Source organism: Streptomyces sp. NPDC042371, from assembly GCF_056437465.1.
This window is the reverse complement of sequence record NZ_JBWKAP010000008.1, coordinates 274,581-292,431: the sequence shown is the minus strand read 5'-3', so window position 1 is coordinate 292,431 and position 17,851 is coordinate 274,581. Positions and strand designations below refer to the sequence as shown.

The following is a 17,851-nucleotide window of genomic DNA, read 5'->3' as shown; positions in this document are numbered from 1 at the left end:
CCGCACTCTCGCCAGGCGTACGGGGGACAACCCACGCCCCCTGGCGTGTCCCGCATGTGTTCGATTCGGGGGTTCGTAGCTTCGGGGCGTGACTCAATCCGCTTCGGGTGTTCCCTCGGCCCGCACCACGTCCCGCACCACGCCCCCCGCCACGTCCTCCAAGCCCACCGCGCTCAAGCACACCGCGCTCAAGCACACCGCGCTCAAGCACACCGCACTCAAGCGAACCGCCCTCTCCTGCGCCGCAGTCGCCGTCACCGCAGGGCTCGCCCTCAGTGCTCCCGGGGCCTCCGCCGCAAGCTCCGCCGCGCCCCGCCCCGACACCCCCGTCCAACTCCTCGCCCTCAACGACCTCCACGGGAATCTCGACCCCGTCGAGGGCCCCGCTGGACGCGTCCAGCGCGGCGAAGGCAAGAACGGCGACGGCAAGAACGGCGACGGCAAGGACAGTGGCGTGCAGGCCGGGGGGCTTGCGCAGATGGCCAAGTTGGTCGGGGAGGCGCGGCGCGGGCAGCGGAACTCTTTGACCGTTGCCGCGGGGGACATGATCGGGGGGAGCCCGCTGCTGTCCGCGCTGTTCCATGACGAGCCGACCGTTCAGGCTCTGGAGCGGCTCGGGCTCGATGTCAGTTCCGTCGGGAATCACGAGTTCGACGAAGGGCCGCGGGAGCTGGAGCGGATGGCCAAGGGTGGGTGTCATCCGGAGGACGGGTGTGCGCCCGGGGGAAAGTACGACGGGGCCGACTTTCCGTATCTCGCCGCCAACGTGACTCGCGCGGGGGGCAGCGAGCCGCTGCTCAAGCCGTATGCCGTCAAGACCTTGCCCGGTGGGCAGCGGGTCGGGTTCATCGGGGTTGTCACCAAGGATGCGCCTCAGGCGATCAATGCCTCGCAGGTTCGTGACGTCGAGTTTCACGAGGAAGTTCCTGTGGTGAAGCGGTACTCCGCGGAGTTGGCGCGGCTCGGCGTCGCGGCTCAGGTGTTGCTCGTGCATGAAGGGGAGGCCGCGAACGGGGTCGCCGGGCGCGGGGACTGTGATGACGGCGGGCCCGGGGCGCGGCTCCGGGGGCGGATCAAGGAGATCGCCGAGCGGACGCCCAGTGCGGTGGATGTCATTGTCAGCGGGCACTCTCACGACTCGTACGAGTGCACGGTCACCGATCCCGCCGGTGCGCCCCGCTCCGTGACCCAGGCCGATTCCTTCGGGCGGTCCTTCACCGATCTGCGGTTCCGGGTGGATGGGGACAGCGGTGATGTCGTGCGGGCGTCCGTGAAAGCGCGGAATCGGGTCGTGCCTGCCGACGGGGCCAAGCAGTCCGCGATGCGCAAGCTCATCGAGACCTGGCGCGCGCGGTCCGCCAAGGTCGCCGACCGGACCGTCGGGCACATCTCCGCCGACATGCCAGGTCGTGGCTCCAAGGAGAAGGAGACCCCGCTCGGCAGTCTGCTCGCCGACGCGCAGACGGAGGCCACCCTGGGCGAGCGTGCCGAGCTGGCCCTCCTCAACCCGGGCGGCATGCGCGCCGACCTCGTCCGTAAGGGGGATGGGGCTGTCACCTTCGCTGATGCGTTTCGTACCCAGCCCTTCGGGACTCCTCTCGTCACCATGACCCTCACCGGTGACCAGCTCCTCACCGCGCTGCGGGAGCAGTTCTCCGGTGCCAATGCCCAGGAACCGCGGTTCCTGCAGTTGTCCTCCGCGCTCAAGTACTCCGTCGACATGGGGCGGTCCGGTGCCGAGCGGCTCCTGACCGAGACCGTGCAGGTGAAGGGCGAGCGCGTGCGGCCCACCGGGAAGTACCGCGTGACCGTCAACGACTTCCTCGCCAATGGGGGCAACGGCTTCACCACGTTCACCAAGGGGACGGAGCGCGACGGCGGCTCGGTGACCGACCTCGACGCGCTGGTGCACTACCTGGAGAACAACTCCGCTCCGGACGCTCCCCTCGACCCGCCCGCCCCCGGCCGGATCACGTTCCTCGCCGAGTAGGGCGGGACAGGGGAGTGAGCCGGGTACGCCGGGTGCGTGGGCGGCCGAAAAGGCCTCTTGGCATATGCAAAGGCCACTTTCCCCCCTCACCCGACGGACGAAGCTCCGATAGGCTCGGACCGTGTCGGCCGACCAGCCCACCGCGGGCCCCTACGCCATCGTCGCTGTCGCCTCGTCCGCGGGTGGCATCCAAGGGCTGAGCGAACTGCTGGGCGGCCTGGGCCCCGAGTTCCCGGTGCCGGTGCTCGTGGTCCAGCACCTCGATCCACGGCACCGGACCGTGATCGCCGACGTCCTCTCGCGACGCACGGACCTTCCTGTCGTACTCGCGGAGGCCGGGGAGAAACCGATCCCCGGCACCGTCCACATCGCGCCCCCCGGGCGGCACCTGCTCATCGGGGCGGACGGCGACCTGACCCTGTCCGACGCCGAGCTGGTCCACTTCGTGCGCCCCTCCGCCGACCTCCTCTTCGAATCGGTCGCCGCGGCCTACGGGCCCCGGGCCATCGCCTGCGTGCTGACCGGGACCGGCCTGGACGGGGCGATGGGCGTGGAGGCCGTGCACTCGCGCGGCGGCACCGTGATCGCCGAGGATCCGCGGACCGCGGAGTTCTCCGGAATGCCCCAGGCCGCCGTGAACACGGGCGCGGTGGATTTCGTGCTACCTCTTGAGGAGATCGCGGCAGTCGTCCGCGGCCTTCTCGATGCCACGGGGCAATGATGAACGAAACGCGTAAAGAACCTCGCAAAGAACCTCAGAAAGCGGAGCCCAATGAAGCCCTGGAAGAGCTGCTGCTCTTCATCAGGGAGGCGCGCGGGTTCGACTTCACCGGGTACAAGCGTTCCACCCTGGGGCGGCGCATCCACAAGCGGATGTCCGACGTCGGCATCGAGTCCTACCAGGACTACCAGGACCTCCTGGAGACCAGCGCCGAGGAATTCAGCGCTCTCTTCAACACCATCCTCATCAACGTCACCTCCTTCTTCCGGGACCCGGACGCCTGGACCTTCCTCCAGCACGAGGTCGTCCCCGAGCTGATCGCGGACCTCGCGCCCGACCAGGAGATCCGGGTGTGGAGCGCCGGCTGCTCAAGCGGTGAGGAGGCGTACTCACTGGCCATCATGTTCGCGGAGGCGCTCGGCATCGAGGAGTGTCTGCGCCGCGTCAAGATCTACGCCACCGACGTGGACGAGGAGGCGCTGCGCGAGGCCCGGTCGGGCCTGTACCCGACGAAGGCACTGGAGCCGCTCAGCACGGAGCTGCGGGACAAGTACTTCGAGCAGAACGGCGCGCGGCTCATCTTCCGCCCCGACCTTCGGCGCCGGGTGATCTTCGGGCGGCACGACATCACCCGCGACGCCCCGATCTCCCGGCTCGACCTGCTGATCTGCCGGAACACGCTGATGTACTTCAACGTCGAGGCCCAGACGCAGATCGTCGACCGCTTCCACTTCGCGCTGCGCCAGGGCGGCTTCCTCTTCCTCGGCAAGGCCGAGATGCTGCTGAACGACGCCGACCGGTTCGAAGTGGCCGACATGCGGCAGCGGGTCTTCCGGCGCCGCACCGGCGAGGCCGGGCTGCCCTACCAGCCCGCGCCCCTGAAGGTCAGGAGCAGCTCGGGGCTCGAGCTGCACTCCGTGGCCCGCACCCGGCAGCTGCGCGACCTGGTCCTCGACGCGGGGCCGATGCCTTGGATCGCGATCGACGGCGACGGCGCCGTCGTGGTGATCAACAGTCAGGCGCGGATCCAGTTCGGACTGAGCTCCGGCGACGTGGGCCGTCCCTTCCAGGATCTGGAGATCTCCTACCGGCCGGTCGAGCTGCGCTCCCTGATCGACCAGGCCACCCACGAGCGCCGGACGCTGCGGGTCAACCGGGTGGAGCGGCGGGTCGGCGAGGAGGTCCAGTACCTCGACATCCTCATCCAGCCGCTTGCCGGGCCCAACGGCCTGCATGTCGCGACCACGATCTCGTTCACCGACGTCACCGTGGCCACGCGACTGAAGGCCGAGGTCAAGCGCGTGCGCGAGGACCTCGAGACGGCGTACGAGGAACTCCAGTCGACCAACGAGGAGTTGGAGACCACCAACGAAGAGCTCCAGTCCAGCATCGAAGAGCTCGAGACGACCAACGAGGAACTCCAGTCCACGAACGAGGAGCTGGAGACCACCAACGAAGAGCTCCAGTCCGGCAACGAGGAACTGGAGACCATGAATGACGAGATGCGCATCCGCACCGAGGAGCTGGACGAGGCCAGGGCGTTCCTGGAGGCCGTACTGACCAGCATCGCGGCGGGCGTCGTCGTGCTGGACAACAAGCTGAGGGTCAAGAGCTGGAACCGGGGCGCCGTCGACCTGTGGGGCCTGCGCAGCGACGAAGTGGTCAACGAGACCTTCTTCGACCTGGACTTCGGGCTGCCGACGGACAAGCTGAAGCCTCTGGTGCAGGAGTGCCTGAAGAACCGCAAGCGCACCGGGCCCATCCCTGTGCACGCCCTGAGCAGGATCGGGCGGCCCATCACATGCGACGTCTTCTGCTCCCCGTTCGACGGGCACAACGGCGGGGTCGTCCTCATGATGGAAGAGAGCCGAATCCCCTCCACCGAATGACCCGGCGGGCGTACGCTTCCGATATGGAGCCGCAGGGGTACGACGAAGCCCTCGGCGTGGTGGCGACCGCACGAGGACGTGCCGCCCGCGCGCTGGAGCGGGCGGAGCGCGCCGCGGCCTCGGCCGCGCGTCACGAACGGCTGGCGTCCGACCCCGAGGGCGGCGAGTTCCACGCGCAGGTCGCCGAGACGCATCGGCGGTCCGCCGCCTGCCACCGCTCATCGGCCGCCCTCCACGCCGCCTTCGCCGACCGTACGGTGGCGTGGGCCCGGGGCAAAGGGAGCCTCCCCCGGTTCATGACGGGCGTCGCGGATGCGCTGGGCACGAAGAGCGCCGCGATCACCCTGGTCGACTCCACGCAGAACCAGCTGGCGGTCGCGGTCTCCGACGAACCGGCCCTGGCCGCGCAGGACTTGGAGTACGTGCTCGGTGAGGGACCGTGCCGCGAAGCGTCGTACCGGCGCCGCCCGGTCCATTCGACGGGCGAGGAGATCGAGCGCCGCTGGCCCGGGTACGGGCCCGGCCTCACGTCCCTGGGCATCACGTCGGTGCTCGCGGTCCCGCTGGAGACGCAGACCAGTTGTTTCGGGGCGCTCACGGTGTTCGACCCGCGCCCCGGCCTCGTGGGATCCGAGGGTCTCGCCGAGGTCACAGAAGCCCTCACCCGCATCGTGCTGCTCGGCCCGGACGCCGACCCGGAGCTCTATGGCGGAACGGACCACAGGGAAGCCGTCCAGCAGGCGTCGGGCGTCCTCTCCGTGCGGGTCGACTGCAGCATCAGCGACGCACTGGCACTGATCAAGGCACGCGCGTTCGCCGAAGAGACGACGACCGAGGCGATCGCCCGACGGATCCTGAACGGGGATCCCTATCTCTGACTCCCTGAGGAGCTCGGCATGACGCCCCAACAGCAGCTGGCCGACATGTTCGTGGCCCTGGTCGGCAGCTCGCAGGAAGGCGCACTGGACGTACCCGGGACGCTCGCGGTCCTGGTCGACGGCAGCCCGTCCCTCCTCGGCACGACGGCCGCTTCCGTCGTGTACGCCCCCGGCAGCGGCGAGGCCCCGCAGGCGAACGGATCCGACCCCGACGTGACCCTCCTGGAGCGCGAGGCACTCTCCTGGCGCGAGGGCCCCGGCCACGGCCCGCACCGCACCGACGCGCACCTCGCGGCCCCCACGCCCCTCGCCAGCCCCGCGGCGCGGCAGCGCTGGCCGCGCTACACACCGGGGGCCCTGGCGCTGGGCCACACCCACGTCGCCGCCCTCCCGCTCCGCGTGCCCAGCCGCACCCTCGGCGCGCTCGTCCTGTTCTCCGGCCAGGAGGGCGTCCCCGCCCCGGGCGACCTGGCCCTCGGCCGGTCTCTCGCGGACTTCACCGCCGTCACGCTGCAGCGGGCGCGCGAGGCGGAGGACGGCCGGGCGCTCGCCCGTCAGCTGGAGCGGGCCCTGACCAGCCGCGTGATCATCGAGCAGGCCAAGGGGGTGATCGCCACGCGCAGGTCGCTGACCATGGAGGGCGCCTTCGAGGCCATGCGCTCGTACACGCGGTCCCACCGGCGGCTGCTGCACGACGTGGCACGCGAGGTGGTCGACGGGCACGCCGATCCCACGCTCACGGATCCGTCGGACTGACCTCGGGTCCGACTCGGCAGCGGGACGTGAGCGGCACGGCAGCCGAACGTGAGCGGTGTCGCCCAGAGTGATGCGTGTCAGCAAGTCCGCAGGTCAGCAGGGCGCGTCACCGCTCCATCACTCCCGGGGGAATTCCCATGCGTACGTTCCGCAGCCGCTCCACCGTTCTCGCCGCCACCGGCGCCGCCGTGTTCGCCCTCTCCCTCACCGCCTGCGGCGGGGGCGGCTCCGACGCCGAGTCCGCCGGGGCGCAGACGCCCGAGACGACGGTCTCGGTGGGCGCGTCCCACGGCACCGACGCCGACGCCGACGCCGCGAAGACCGCGGGCTCGTCCGGCTCCTCCGACGCCACCAAGGCCTCAGCCCCCCGCGGAAAGCAGGCCGCCGCGGCCGCTCCCGTCTGCACCACCAAGGACGTCGCCATCAGCGCCGCGCGCCACGGCGGGCCGCCCTACACCCACATCGTCCTGACCGCGAAGAACACGTCGGGCCACAGCTGCAGGATGACCGGCTTCCCGGAGATCCAGTTCCTGGAGAGCCACAAGCAGAACGTGCCCGCCGTCGCCAAGAGCAAGCCCGCGGCCCCCGTCGTCCTGAAGGCCGGTGCCCCCGCCTACGCGCTGGTCAAGGTGTCGGACGGCGGCGTCGACGAGAGCAACGAGCCCGTCTCCGCCTTCTCGGTGACGCTGCAGGGCGGCGGCGGCATGGCTGCCGTCAGGGCCCCGGGCAGCGGCGGCATCGCCGTCGACCCGGCGAAGACACTGACCGGCTACTGGACGTACGAACTGCGCAACGGAGCCGACGAGTTCTGAGTCCTGACGGGGCGGGGTGCGGAGTCGCCGCTCAGCGCCGCGATCAGGTGGCGGGGCTGGCCCACCGGTACGTAGGTGACCTGCACGCCGAAGACTTCGAGGGCGTCACGCAGGGCGCGGGCGCCGCCCTCCTCGATGTCGAGCAGGTCGACCCGGGTCCATGCGAGACGCCCGGCCTGCACCTCACGGATGCGGGACGGGCGTTGGGTCGCGAGCCAGCGGGCGTCGGCGTCGGACCCGGCATCGGCCCCGGCATCGCGGTGCGTCCCGGTGGGGTCGGCCATGCCGCGCGTCAGCTTCCCGAGTCTCCCGTGGCGCCCAAGTCGCTGCCCGAGCTCCCCGAGTTGCCGCGGCTCCGGCCGCTCCTCTTCGCCATCGCGAAGACCAGTTCCGCGGAGACCAGCGTCGCCTTCGACACGCCCTGGACCCAGCGAGGGCCGCCCCGCGCCGCCCAGACGACCGCCACGAGCCCCAGGGCCACGACCAGCATCACGATGTAGAGCAGCACGATCATCATCGGCTTCCCCCCTTCTCCGTCGAACTCTCCGTCGAATTCTTCTTCGAGGTCTCCGTCGAAGACGAGAGTTTCTCAGGCCCGGTTCCGCAACGGGAACCCGTGCCTCCGCGCCGCGGTCACCACCAGCAGGACCGGGATCAGGAGCAGCAGGATCGTCCAGGGGAAGGACGAGGTGCCGACCAGGCCGAGCAGGATGCCGCCGAAGACACCGCCGCCCGCCATGGCGACGTTCCACAGGGTGACGAGCATGGCCTGGGCGGCGTCCGCCGCACCGGCCGCATCGCCCGCGTCCCCCGCGGCGGTCTGCAGGAGCGTGGGAGCGCCGCCCCAGCCGAGGCCCCACAGCGTCACGGCGACGTACACGAGCGCCGGGGTGTCCGAGAAGACGGCAAGCACGGCCGCCGCCACGCCGACCAGAAGCACGCTCGCGAGCGTCAGCACGCGCAGCTTGCGGTGGATCAGCGCGCCCACGATCCAGATGCTGACCAGGGACGCGGCGCCGAAGACGAGGAGGACGAGGTCGGTCGAGCCGCCCATGCCGAGCTCGTCGAGGAACGTGGCGATGTACGTGTAGAGGACGGTGTGGGCCAGGACGAAGACCAGGGTGACGAAGAGGACCGGGGTCACGCCGGGCACGCGCAGGGTGCGCAGCATCGGGGTCCTCGCGCCGCCGGGCTCCTGCCCGGGGTAGTCGGGGACGAGCGCGGCGATCCAGGCCAGCAGGCCGACGGTGAGCCCGGTCATGACCAGGAACGCCACCTGCCAGCTGAGCACCTTGCCGAGGAACGTCCCGGCGGGCACGCCCAGCGACAGGGCGACCGGGATGCCCGCCATGGCGATGGCGATCGCCTTGCCCTGGAGGTGGGCGGGCGCCATGCGGCGGGCGTACCCGGCGAGCAGGGCCCAGGCGAGTCCCGCGGCGACACCGGCGACGAAGCGGGCGGCCATCGTCAGGGTGTAGTCGTGCGAGAGCGCGGTCACGGTGTTGGCGGCGGCGAAGCCCGCCATCGCCACGAGGAGCAGCCGCTTGCGGCGCCAGCCCGCGGTGGCCGCGGTCAGCGGTATCGCGGTGAGGGCGGTGCCGAGTGCGTAGACGGTGATCGTCTGCCCGGTCGCCGACTCGCCGACGCCGAGGTCGGCGCTCATCGCGGGGAGCAGGCCCGCGGGGAGGGTCTCGGTGAGGCTGGTGATGAAGACGGCGGTGGCCAGGGCCAGGAGGGCGAGGAGGGGGAGTTTCTGGGGCGGCGCCGGGTTCGTGGGATTCGGGGCTTCTTTGGTGCTGGTGGCTTCTTTGGTGGTGCGCAGGGTGGGCATCGCTTGGCGTCCTATCGGTGGGTCACAGGCGTACGAGGGGTTCGGGGGGTGTTGGAGGACTGCGGGGTACGAGGGGTCTGCGGAGTACGCGGAGTCAGCGCCGCCAGGCGGAGCGCGGCCTCGGCCGTCTCGTCGGCGGGGCCCCGGCAACAGACCACCGGGGAGAGGGAGTTCGCCGCCGGGTCGTCGGCCGTCGGGCCGGTGAGGACGAGCGAGCCGTCGTCCGCGAGGAGCTGGAGCAGGCCGGGCTCGGGCGGCGCGGGCAGGCCGTCGTCGGCGTGGACGAAGAGGAGGTCGACGCGGCCGAGCCGCGCCCCGACCGCGGGGGCCAGCGCCTCGACGGCCACGGGGTCCGCCGGGTCGCAGCGGACGACGTGGGCGCGGGAGCCCACCTCCACGGCGGCCTCGTCTAGGTCCGCCCCGGGGCCGCCGGTCACCAGGACCTCGGCGCCGCCCTCGACGAGCCGCTTCGCGATGGCGAGGCCGAGCCCGGTCGCCCCGCCGACCACCACCGCCTTCCTGCCTGCGTACTTGGTCATCCGCCCTGCTCCGTCCTCCGTCGGCTGCTGACGGGGACGACTCTGCTCGGGAGCGCTTCGGGGTCGCTGACGGTTCGCTGATAGTTCGCTGATGGTCCGGCGAGGCCTGGTCAGGGGCTCGCTGTGTACGGTGATCCGCATGCGTTTCGGGGTGCTCGGTCCACTGGCGGTGCGGGACGGCGAGGGGGAGCCGGTCAAGGTCCCCGAGGCGAAGGTCAGGGCGCTCCTCGCCGACCTTCTGGTGCACGAGGGGCGGCCCGTCTCCGCGGACCGGCTCATCAACGACCTGTGGGGCGACGCGCCGCCCGGCAATCCGGCCAACGCCCTGCAGTCCAAGGTCTCCCAGCTGCGCCGCGCGTTGGGCCGCGACCGCGTGGTGCACCAGCCGCCCGGCTACCGGCTGCGCCTCGACCCGGCGGCGGGCGACGAGGTGGACGCCGACCGCTTCCGCGCCCTGGTCGAGGAGGCGCGGCGCGCGCCGGACCCGCGGTCCCGGGCCGATGCGCTCGGGCAGGCGCTCGCGTTGTGGCGGGGGCCCGCGTACGCCGATCTGGCCGACGAGGAGTTCGTACGCGCGGCCGCGGACCGGCTCGCGGAGCAGCGCCTCGCCGTGGTGGAGGAGCAGGCGGAGGCGCGCCTCGCGGCGGGCGACCATACGTTGCTCACGGGGGAGTTGGCGGACCTGGTGGCCCGGCACCCCCTGCGGGAACGGTTGCGGGCGGTGCAGCTGCGTGCGCTGTACCTCGCGGGGCGGCAGAGCGAGGCGCTCGCGTCGTACGCGGGGCTGCGGAAGCAGTTGTCGGAGGAGCTGGGGCTCGATCCCGGGCCGGAACTGGCGGCCCTGCACGAGGCGATCCTGCGGCAGGATCCGTCGCTGTCGCGACGCCCTCTCGACCCGGCCCCGGGCTCGTCCGTGACCCCGGGCCCGTCCGTGACCCCGGATCCGACCCTGAGCCCGGTCCCGACCCTGGGCCCGCCCCCTGGCGCCGCCCCGCACCCCGGCACGGCCCCGAGCCCTGGCGCGGACCCGCGCCCCGGCACAAGCCCGAACCCTGGCGTCGCCCCACACCCCGGCACGGCCCCGAACCTTGGCGCGGACCCGCGCCCCGGCACAAGCCCGAACCCTGGCGTCGCCCCGCACCCCGACACGGCCCCGCACCCCGGCGCGAGCCCGAACCCGGCCGTTGGCCAGCACCCGAACACAGCCCTCGGCCCGAACCCCGGCTCGCACCCGCACCCGGTCATGGGCCCCGGCCACCCGAACCCGCACCCGCACCCGCACCCGGCCATAGGCCCCGGCCCGCACCCGAACCCGCCCCTCGGCCCGAGCCCCGCCCCGCTCCCCACCCCCCTCACCCCCCTCGTAGGCCGCACCCAAGCCGTCGCGGAAGTCGGTGAACTCCTCGCCGTCGGACGCCTCGTGACCCTCACCGGCCCCGGCGGTGTCGGCAAGACGCGCCTCGCGCTGGAAGCCGCGGCCCAGTTGTCCGCGTTGCCTGCGTACTCCCCCGACGACGTCCGGCTCGTCGAGCTGGCCGCCCTGCGCGGCAACAGCACCCTCGCCGACCTCGCCGTATCCGTCTCCACAGCCCTCGGCCTCCGCGACGACATGCCCTCGGCCTCACCCACCACCGCACGCCCCACCACCCCCCTCGACCGCCTGACCACCGCCCTCCGCGACCGCCGCACGCTCCTCGTCCTCGACAACTGCGAGCAGGTCGTCGAGGAGGCCGCCGCGCTCGCGGACACCCTGCTGCGTGCCGCGCCCGGACTCCGCGTCCTGGCCACGAGCCAGGAACCCCTGGGCCTGACCGGCGAGACCGTGTTCCTCGTGGAGCCCCTTCCCGCCGCGGACGCCGTCCAGCTCTTCGCCGCCCGTGCCGCGGCCGCGGCACCCGGTTTCTCACTGCCTCCCGGCGGGGACGACGAGGTTGCCGTGGCGGAGATCTGCCGCCGCCTCGACGGCATCCCGCTCGCGCTAGAACTCGCCGCCACGCGCGTACGGGCCTTGGGAGTAGGGGAGTTGGCCGAACGGCTCGGCGACCGGTTCCGGCTCCTCACCTCGGGGCAGCGCGGCGCCCCCGCCCGCCAGCAGACGCTCCGGGCGATGATCGACTGGAGCTGGGAGCTGCTCACCGCGCCCGAGCGCATCGTGCTGCGCCGCCTCGCCGTGCACCGCGACGGCTGCACGCTGGACGCGGCGGAGGCCGTCTGCGCGGGCGACGGCGTGACCCGCGACGAGGTGCTCGACCTGGTGACCCGGCTCGTCGACCGTTCCCTGGTCGTCATGGCGCCCGGTCCCGCCGGGACGGCGCCGCGCTACCGCCTCCTGGAGTCCGTGGCCGCGTACGCCATGGAGCGGCTGCACGCGATGGAGGACCTGACCGGCGTACGCGAACGCCACCTCCTCCACTATCTGGACCTCGCCGAACGGGCCGAGCCCCGACTGCGCGACGGCGGCCAGCGGGTCTGGCTGGCCCGCCTGGACGCGGAGGCGGCCAACCTCCGCTCAGCGCTGGACGAGACGGTCCGGCGCTCCTCGGGGGACGAGGCGGCCCGGCTCGCCACGGCGCTCACGTGGTGGTGGCTGCTACGGGGCCGCCTCACGGAGGCACGGCACGCGCTGGCGACGGTACGCGGCGCCGCTCCCCGCAGCGCCACCACCACGGCCCCCGGCGAAGCGGGCGACACCACCCCCGGCGCCGCACACGACACCACACCCACCGCCGCCGTCGCCGCCGCCCACCGCGACACGGCCGCCACCCCACCCGGCGACGGCCAACTCGCCCTCCTGCACACCGTGTTCCGCCTACTCACGGGCGACCTGCACCCCGCACCCGCCCCCAGCAGCGCCACCGCCGCTACCGCCGCCACCATCACCCCGCGGAACCCCCGCACCCGCTGGCTCCACGCCTACGCCCTCTTCAGCGCGGGCGACCCGGCCGCCAGCGAGGACGCCAACGCACAGGCCCTCGCGCTCGCCACCCGCACCGACGACCGGTGGACCACCGCCGCCGCCCTCGCCCTGCGCGCGATGCACGCGCTGATCCGCGGCGACCTCGACACCATCGGCCGCGACGGGCGGCGCGCGGCCGTACTCTTCGCCGAACTAGGCGACAGGTGGGGCGAGTTGCAGACGGTCGCGCCGCTCGCCGCGCTCGCCGAGATCCGGGGCGACTACGAGGAGGCCGTGCGCGGGCAGGAGGAAGGGCTGGCCATCGCGCGCGAGCTCGGCCTTCAGGCGGAGGTCGCGGCGCGCCTCTCCGGTCTCGGCCGTCTCGCGCTGCTCACGCACGACTGGGAACGGGCGCGTGAACTGCACGAGGAGGCAAGGCAGTTGGCGGAGCGGTACGGATACCGCTACGGCCAGATCCACGCGGAGATGGGCCTCGCGCTCGGCGCCCGCCGCTCCGGCGACCTCTCCGCGGCCGAAGCGCACCTGACGCGCATCCGGGACCGTCACGCCGACGTGTCCTCCCCCGCGGGCGACCACCTGCACCACGCCGAGCTCGGCTTCATCGCGGAGCTACGCGGCGACGGGCCGACCGCCGAGGCCCACCACCTCCTCGGCCTCAAGACCGCCCGCGCCCTCGCAGAGCCACGAGCCGTCGCCCTCTCCCTGGAAGGCCTCGCGGGCGCGGCGGCCGTGTCCGGCACGGCGGAGCGGGCCGCCGAGCTCCTCGGCGCGGCGGACGCGGCCCGCAGGAGCGTGGGGGCCCCGCTGCCGCCCGCCGAACGCGGCGACGTCGACCGGATCGCGGCGGCGGCTCGGACGGCCCTCGGCGAGAGCGCCTACGCGGAGGCGTTCGCGCGGGGCGGCGAGCTGGACCCTGAGCGACTCCCGTAGAGCGACCCCCGTACGACGACGCCTGAAGTCCCCGCAACCCCGCCACGCCCTCCCTCGCACAGACCTTCGACTGCGCTCACCCGGCCCCGTATACAGTGGCAAGCTCCCGCATTTCACGCTTCACCCGGGGTGCGGGGGCTACAGAACCATCGAGTGGGGGGCCTGTCATGGCACTGTTCGGAAACGCGCACACCGTCGACCCGGCGAAGGCGCAGAGCGAGTACGGGCGGCTGCTCGGGCACGGTGAGCAGGTGCACGCCGCGTACACGCTGATACGCGACACCATGCTGTTCACCGACCGTCGGCTGATCATGGTCGACAAGCAGGGGATCACCGGCAAGAAGGTCGAGTACCACTCGGTCCCGTACCGCAGCATCACCCACTTCGCCGTGGAGACGGCCGGGCACTTCGACCTCGACGCGGAGCTGAAGATCTGGATCTCCAGCAACCCGACGCCGATGCAGAAGACGTTCACGAAGGGCGTCGACATCTACGAGGTGCAGGCGATCCTCACGCAGTTCGTCGCCCGCTGACGAACCCGCCGACGGGCGCGGAGGGGCCGCCGGTCGAAACCTTCGGCGCCCACGCATAGACCAAAGTGCGATGAGCGCGCCGTGCGCTCATCGGCATGCTCGGGATCACCGGACGGCGGCGGCAGGGTCGCCGCCGGATCGGGATCACGGGAGGCGCTGTGCGGGACGACGTGGTGCGCAACGACGGTGGGATCAGCAGGGGCCGGTTCCTGACGGGGGCCGCCACGGTGGGGGCCGCGGTCGCCGCCGGAGGGCTGGTGGGGGCCGGTCGGGCCGGAGCCGTCGGTACGGAACGTCGTGGCACTCCCGTGCCGGTCCCCGCCGGGACGGGGGTACGGCGGGGACTGGACTACCGCGGGGTCTGTTACGAGGTCGGGGACGGGGAAGGCCCCGCCACCGCGTGGAGTGCGGGGCGCATGCGCCGCGACCTGCGCCGCATCCGGCACGAGCTGCACGCGAACTCCGTCTCGGTGTACGGGACAGGGGTCGAGCGGCTCGCCGCCACCGCCTCCGAGGCCGCCGAGCGCGGCCTGCACGTCTGGCTGCAGCCGCGCCTCGGGGACGTGCCGGAGCGGGACATCCTCGACCACCTCGCCGAGACCGGGCGGGAGGCCGAGCGGCTGCGGCGGCAAGGGGCGCGCGTGTACCTCAGCGTGGGGTGCGAGTTCGTGCTGTTCGTGCCCGGGATCGTGCCCGGCGCCGACGCGCTGGAGCGGGTCCAGAACATCCTCAAGGGGAATTACGACCCGCAGCAGATGGTCCGCAGGACGCGGCGCTTCATCAAGCTGGCCGCGAAGACCGGCCGTGCGGTCTTCCGGGGGCCGCTGACGTACGGCGCCGCGCACGACGACGAGGTCGACTGGTCGCTCTTCGACGTCGTCAGCGTGAACTATTACGCGTATTACGGGAGCGCGAAGGGTTACGTCAAGGACCTGACCCCGCACACGCGTTGGGGGAAGCCGGTGGCCATCACCGAGTGCGGGTCCTGCACGTACGAAGGGGCGCCGCAGGACGGTGGCATGGGGTGGTACGAGTCCATCGACTACACGAAGGAGCCCCCGGAGATCGCGGGCGGGCTGAAGCGGAGTGAGGGCACCCAGGCCGCGTACCTCTCGGACGTCTTCGACGTCTTCGAGTCCATGAACCTGCACGCGGCGCTGGTGTATCAGTTCGTGAGCCCCGAGCTTCCGCACCGGCCCGACTCGCCGCGCCACGACCTGGACATGGCCAGCTACGGCCTGGCCAAGGCGGTCCGGAAGCGGCCCGCGGACCCCGAGTCCCCCTGGCACTGGGAGCCGAAGGAGTCCTTCCGCGCGCTGGCCCGCCGCTTCGAGCGGGCGGAACGCGGGGCTGCCGCCCGCTGAGAGCCCGTGCGGACTTGGCAGGCGGAGCACTTCCCTCCCCGTCGCTCGTGTGTTTGCCTGAGGACCATTTCGGCTGTCTGGGGCGGGAGTTGCCGCATGCGGAAGCGGAACCTTTGGAGCGCGGGGGTACTGGCCGGGCTGCTGTTACTGGGCGCGTGCGGGGACCCGGGGTCCGGGGACGCGGCACCGGCCGACCTTCCGGAGGCCCCGAGCAGCGCGGCGCGTCCTGACCCGTCCGTGTCGCCCTCGTCGCCCTCGTCGCCTTCCGCCACGACCCGGCAGCGTGCGGCCCGGGACGCCCCGGACAAGCCCGCCCCCAAGGTTCTCTACCTCGGCGACTCCCTCGCCATGGAGAACCAGGACGTCCTGGGCCAGCAGCTGAAGGACCGCCTCGGTGCGCGGTACCGCAGCGCGCCGTACTCGGGGACGACCCTCTGCGACTACCTCGACGGCACAGGCGAGGACTCCCTCGTCCCCGACAAGGACAAGGCGGCCGCCCTGGTGCGGGCGCAGCGGCCCGACTACGTCGTCCTCCAGTTCTGGGGCAACGCGTGGGGCTACACGCCGTGCATGAAGGGCATCACGTACGACCAGCAGCGGGACAAGTACTTCGACCGGTACGCCGCGGACGCGCGTCGGCTCGCCGCGCAGATCCGGGGCGCGGGCGGTGAGCGGACCCGTGTCGTGTGGGTCCTCCAGGGACCCGACGCGATCACGCCCGACCGCGTGCGCCGCGTCAACGCCATCTACCAAGCGCAGGCCCGCGCCTCGGGCGGCCTCGTCGCCGACGCGGGGCGGTCGGTCGCTCCCGCGTCCGACCGCTATACGTGGGTCGAGTCGTTGCCCTGCACGGCGTACGAGCAGTCGCACTCGGCGTACTGCGGCTCGGGCCGCGCGGCGCTGCACCGGAGCGGGGACGACTACCTGCACTTCTGCTTGGCGCCGACCACGGCCAAGTCCCGGCCGTGCCCGGTGCGTTCGCCGGGTATCCGTCGGATGGCCTCGGTGATCACCGAGAGGGTTCGTGCAGATCTCCGTTGACGGTGGCGGTCACGAAGTGGGTGAAGGCGGCGTCCGTGACAGTGAAGGTGGGGCCTTCGGGGTTCTTGCTGTCGCGGATGGTGATGGTGGCGTTGCGGGGGGTTTGGGCGAGCTCTATGCACTCGCCGCCGGTGTTACCGCTGTACGTCGACTTCTGCCACGTGGCGCCGTTGAGGGGGGCGCACTCGATGCAGTCGCCGCCGGTGTCCGAGCTGTAGGACGACTTACGCCACGCTGTCAGCTTTTGACTTGTCCCCATAACGCTCCTTCATTACGCGGGCGATCAACGCCGCCGAGTGCTCCACGGAGAGTGCGGCGGCTCGCAGATGATCGTAACGGAGCGAACCCTCCTTGAGGGCTTGGGGATTGGCGGTCATATGGCCTTGGACGAAGTCCTCCGTGTAGACGAGATCAGGGTCGCTCTCAAAGCGCAGCAGGTTGAATGTGCCGGGTAGCCCGGCGTGTGCGCCCGCTGCAAACGGCAGCACCTGCACCCTTACCCACTCCCGCCGCTTCGGCAGGTCGAGCAAGTGCGCGAGTTGGTCGCGCATGACTTGCTTGCCGCCCACTTCCTGACACAGCACCGCCTCACTGAGCACCACCCACATCAACGGTGGGTTTTCTCCCCAAAGAATGCGCTGCCGCTCCATCCGTGCCGCAGTGCGAGCATCGAGGTGGTCATCCGTCGTGACCCCCAGTACGGCGCGTGCGTACTCCTCGGTCTGAAGAAGTCCGTATACCAATTGGGCCTGAAAAGTTGAGATGTAGGCCGCCCGCGCCTCCATCTCCGCATACGCCTGGAACCACGTCGGCAACTGGCTCCGCAGCACCAGGCCCACCAGCCGCGAGAAGTGACCGTCCGTCCCCAGCGCCGCGTCCACCCGCTCCGAGAAGTCCCTCGTCGGCACCCTCCTCGTCGTCTCGACCTGGCCGATCAGTGACGCCGTGACGAAGACGCAGGAGCCCAACTGCGGCTGACTGAGGCCCGCCGCCTCCCGGAGGCGGCGCAACTCCGAGCCGTAGTAGTCAAGGGGGGACGCGCTGGGATCGAGGTCGCGCAGTTTGACCATGTGCACAGCGTAATCAGCCGATCGCACTCAGGTGACGGAAATCACGTAACTCGTCATGTCACCCATTCGGCCCACGCCCGCTCGCTCCTCCCCACCCGCCGTCCGACGCTGTGAGTTCCCGACCAAAGAGAAGGGGCGGCGCACATGAGCAGCGCTACCGCACCCCACAAGCCGGACCGCGACCCCGAGAAGGACACCGCTCTCTGGGCGTCCGGCGGGACGATGTTCGCCGGTGTCCTGATGATGGTGAACGGCATCCTCGGCATCTTCGAGGGCATCGCGGGCATCGCCAAGGACGACGTCTACGAGCGGATCGGCGACTACGTCTACAAGTTCAACCTCACCACGTGGGGCTGGATCCACCTCGTGCTCGGCATCCTCGTGGCCGTCGTCGGCATGGGGATCCTCAAGGGCGCGAGCTGGGCCAAGGCGAGCGGCGTCGCTCTCGCGGCGCTGGCCATCGTGGCGCAGTTCCTCTGGCTGCCGTACACGCCCGTCTGGGCGCTCATCTCGATCGCGATCGGCGTCTTCGTGATCTGGGCGCTCTGCAACGACCGCTCCGACGTCGCCGGGCCCTGAC

Annotated in this window: 17 protein-coding genes; 11 read left to right on the top strand and 6 right to left on the bottom strand. The window is 71.7% G+C overall.

Annotation, left to right across the window (positions count from 1 at the left end):
* The first annotated feature begins 88 nt into the window (after positions 1-88).
* The 6 genes from AC068B_RS25485 (at position 89) to AC068B_RS25460 (ending at position 7,046) form a co-directional block, all read left to right on the top strand.
* The gene (locus AC068B_RS25485) at positions 89-1,990 is read left to right on the top strand and encodes a bifunctional metallophosphatase/5'-nucleotidase (RefSeq protein WP_478673958.1); all 1,902 of its coding nucleotides are present in this window, start codon (positions 89-91) and stop codon (positions 1,988-1,990) included.
* A 121-nt stretch (positions 1,991-2,111) separates the two neighbouring features.
* Entirely contained in the window at positions 2,112-2,711 is a 600-nt protein-coding gene (locus AC068B_RS25480; protein ID WP_478673957.1) for a chemotaxis protein CheB, read from the top strand.
* A complete protein-coding gene (locus AC068B_RS25475; protein WP_478673956.1) occupies positions 2,708-4,600 on the top strand; it encodes a CheR family methyltransferase in 1,893 nt (630 codons plus the stop codon). The genes AC068B_RS25480 and AC068B_RS25475 overlap by 4 nt, the downstream gene beginning before the upstream one ends.
* Before the next feature lie 23 nt (positions 4,601-4,623).
* A complete protein-coding gene (locus AC068B_RS25470; RefSeq protein ID WP_478673955.1) occupies positions 4,624-5,478 on the top strand; it encodes a GAF domain-containing protein in 855 nt (284 codons plus the stop codon).
* Between the two features lie 18 nt (positions 5,479-5,496).
* The gene (locus AC068B_RS25465) at positions 5,497-6,234 is read left to right on the top strand and encodes an ANTAR domain-containing protein (protein WP_478673954.1); all 738 of its coding nucleotides are present in this window, start codon (positions 5,497-5,499) and stop codon (positions 6,232-6,234) included.
* Positions 6,235-6,371: 137 nt separating this feature from the next.
* Positions 6,372-7,046 (top strand): DUF4232 domain-containing protein, encoded by a 675-nt coding sequence (locus tag AC068B_RS25460; protein WP_478673953.1) that lies wholly within the window; start codon positions 6,372-6,374, stop codon positions 7,044-7,046.
* Here the strand turns inward: AC068B_RS25460 and AC068B_RS25455 are convergent.
* From AC068B_RS25455 to AC068B_RS25440, 4 genes are all read right to left on the bottom strand, one after another.
* Entirely contained in the window at positions 7,004-7,330 is a 327-nt protein-coding gene (locus AC068B_RS25455; RefSeq protein WP_478673952.1) for a hypothetical protein, read from the bottom strand. The two genes, AC068B_RS25460 and AC068B_RS25455, sit on opposite strands and share 43 nt — an antisense overlap.
* Positions 7,331-7,338: 8 nt before the next feature.
* Positions 7,339-7,563, bottom strand: a complete 225-nt coding sequence (locus tag AC068B_RS25450; protein ID WP_478673951.1) for a hypothetical protein — start codon at positions 7,561-7,563, stop codon at positions 7,339-7,341.
* Between the two features lie 72 nt (positions 7,564-7,635).
* Positions 7,636-8,877, bottom strand: coding sequence for an MFS transporter (locus AC068B_RS25445; RefSeq protein ID WP_478673950.1), 1,242 nt, complete (start codon positions 8,875-8,877; stop codon positions 7,636-7,638).
* Between the two features lie 11 nt (positions 8,878-8,888).
* Positions 8,889-9,416, bottom strand: a complete 528-nt coding sequence (locus tag AC068B_RS25440) for an SDR family NAD(P)-dependent oxidoreductase (protein ID WP_478673949.1) — start codon at positions 9,414-9,416, stop codon at positions 8,889-8,891.
* A gap of 139 nt (positions 9,417-9,555) precedes the next feature.
* Between AC068B_RS25440 and AC068B_RS25435 the strand changes: the two genes are divergently transcribed.
* The 4 genes from AC068B_RS25435 to AC068B_RS25420 all read left to right on the top strand — a co-directional run bounded on the left by AC068B_RS25435 (position 9,556) and on the right by AC068B_RS25420 (position 16,201).
* On the top strand, positions 9,556-13,263 hold the full coding sequence (locus tag AC068B_RS25435) for a BTAD domain-containing putative transcriptional regulator (RefSeq protein ID WP_478673948.1): 3,708 nt from the start codon (positions 9,556-9,558) through the stop codon (positions 13,261-13,263).
* Positions 13,264-13,430: 167 nt separating this feature from the next.
* Positions 13,431-13,796 (top strand): PH domain-containing protein, encoded by a 366-nt coding sequence (locus AC068B_RS25430; protein WP_478673947.1) that lies wholly within the window; start codon positions 13,431-13,433, stop codon positions 13,794-13,796.
* Positions 13,797-13,969: 173 nt separating this feature from the next.
* Complete coding sequence (locus AC068B_RS25425) at positions 13,970-15,160, top strand: abortive phage infection protein (RefSeq protein ID WP_478674170.1); 1,191 nt, start codon at positions 13,970-13,972, stop codon at positions 15,158-15,160.
* A 96-nt stretch (positions 15,161-15,256) separates the two neighbouring features.
* Positions 15,257-16,201, top strand: a complete 945-nt coding sequence (locus AC068B_RS25420) for an SGNH/GDSL hydrolase family protein (protein ID WP_478673946.1) — start codon at positions 15,257-15,259, stop codon at positions 16,199-16,201.
* On the opposite strand, the gene AC068B_RS25415 is transcribed toward AC068B_RS25420, so the two are convergent.
* Both AC068B_RS25415 and AC068B_RS25410 read right to left on the bottom strand, forming a co-directional pair.
* Complete coding sequence (locus AC068B_RS25415) at positions 16,170-16,460, bottom strand: DUF397 domain-containing protein (protein ID WP_478673945.1); 291 nt, start codon at positions 16,458-16,460, stop codon at positions 16,170-16,172. The genes AC068B_RS25420 and AC068B_RS25415 overlap by 32 nt on opposite strands.
* Positions 16,426-17,271, bottom strand: coding sequence for a helix-turn-helix domain-containing protein (locus AC068B_RS25410; protein ID WP_478673944.1), 846 nt, complete (start codon positions 17,269-17,271; stop codon positions 16,426-16,428). The genes AC068B_RS25415 and AC068B_RS25410 overlap by 35 nt, the downstream gene beginning before the upstream one ends.
* Positions 17,272-17,415: 144 nt before the next feature.
* Between AC068B_RS25410 and AC068B_RS25405 the strand changes: the two genes are divergently transcribed.
* Entirely contained in the window at positions 17,416-17,850 is a 435-nt protein-coding gene (locus AC068B_RS25405) for a DUF7144 family membrane protein (RefSeq protein ID WP_478673943.1), read from the top strand.
* Position 17,851 lies beyond the last annotated feature (1 nt).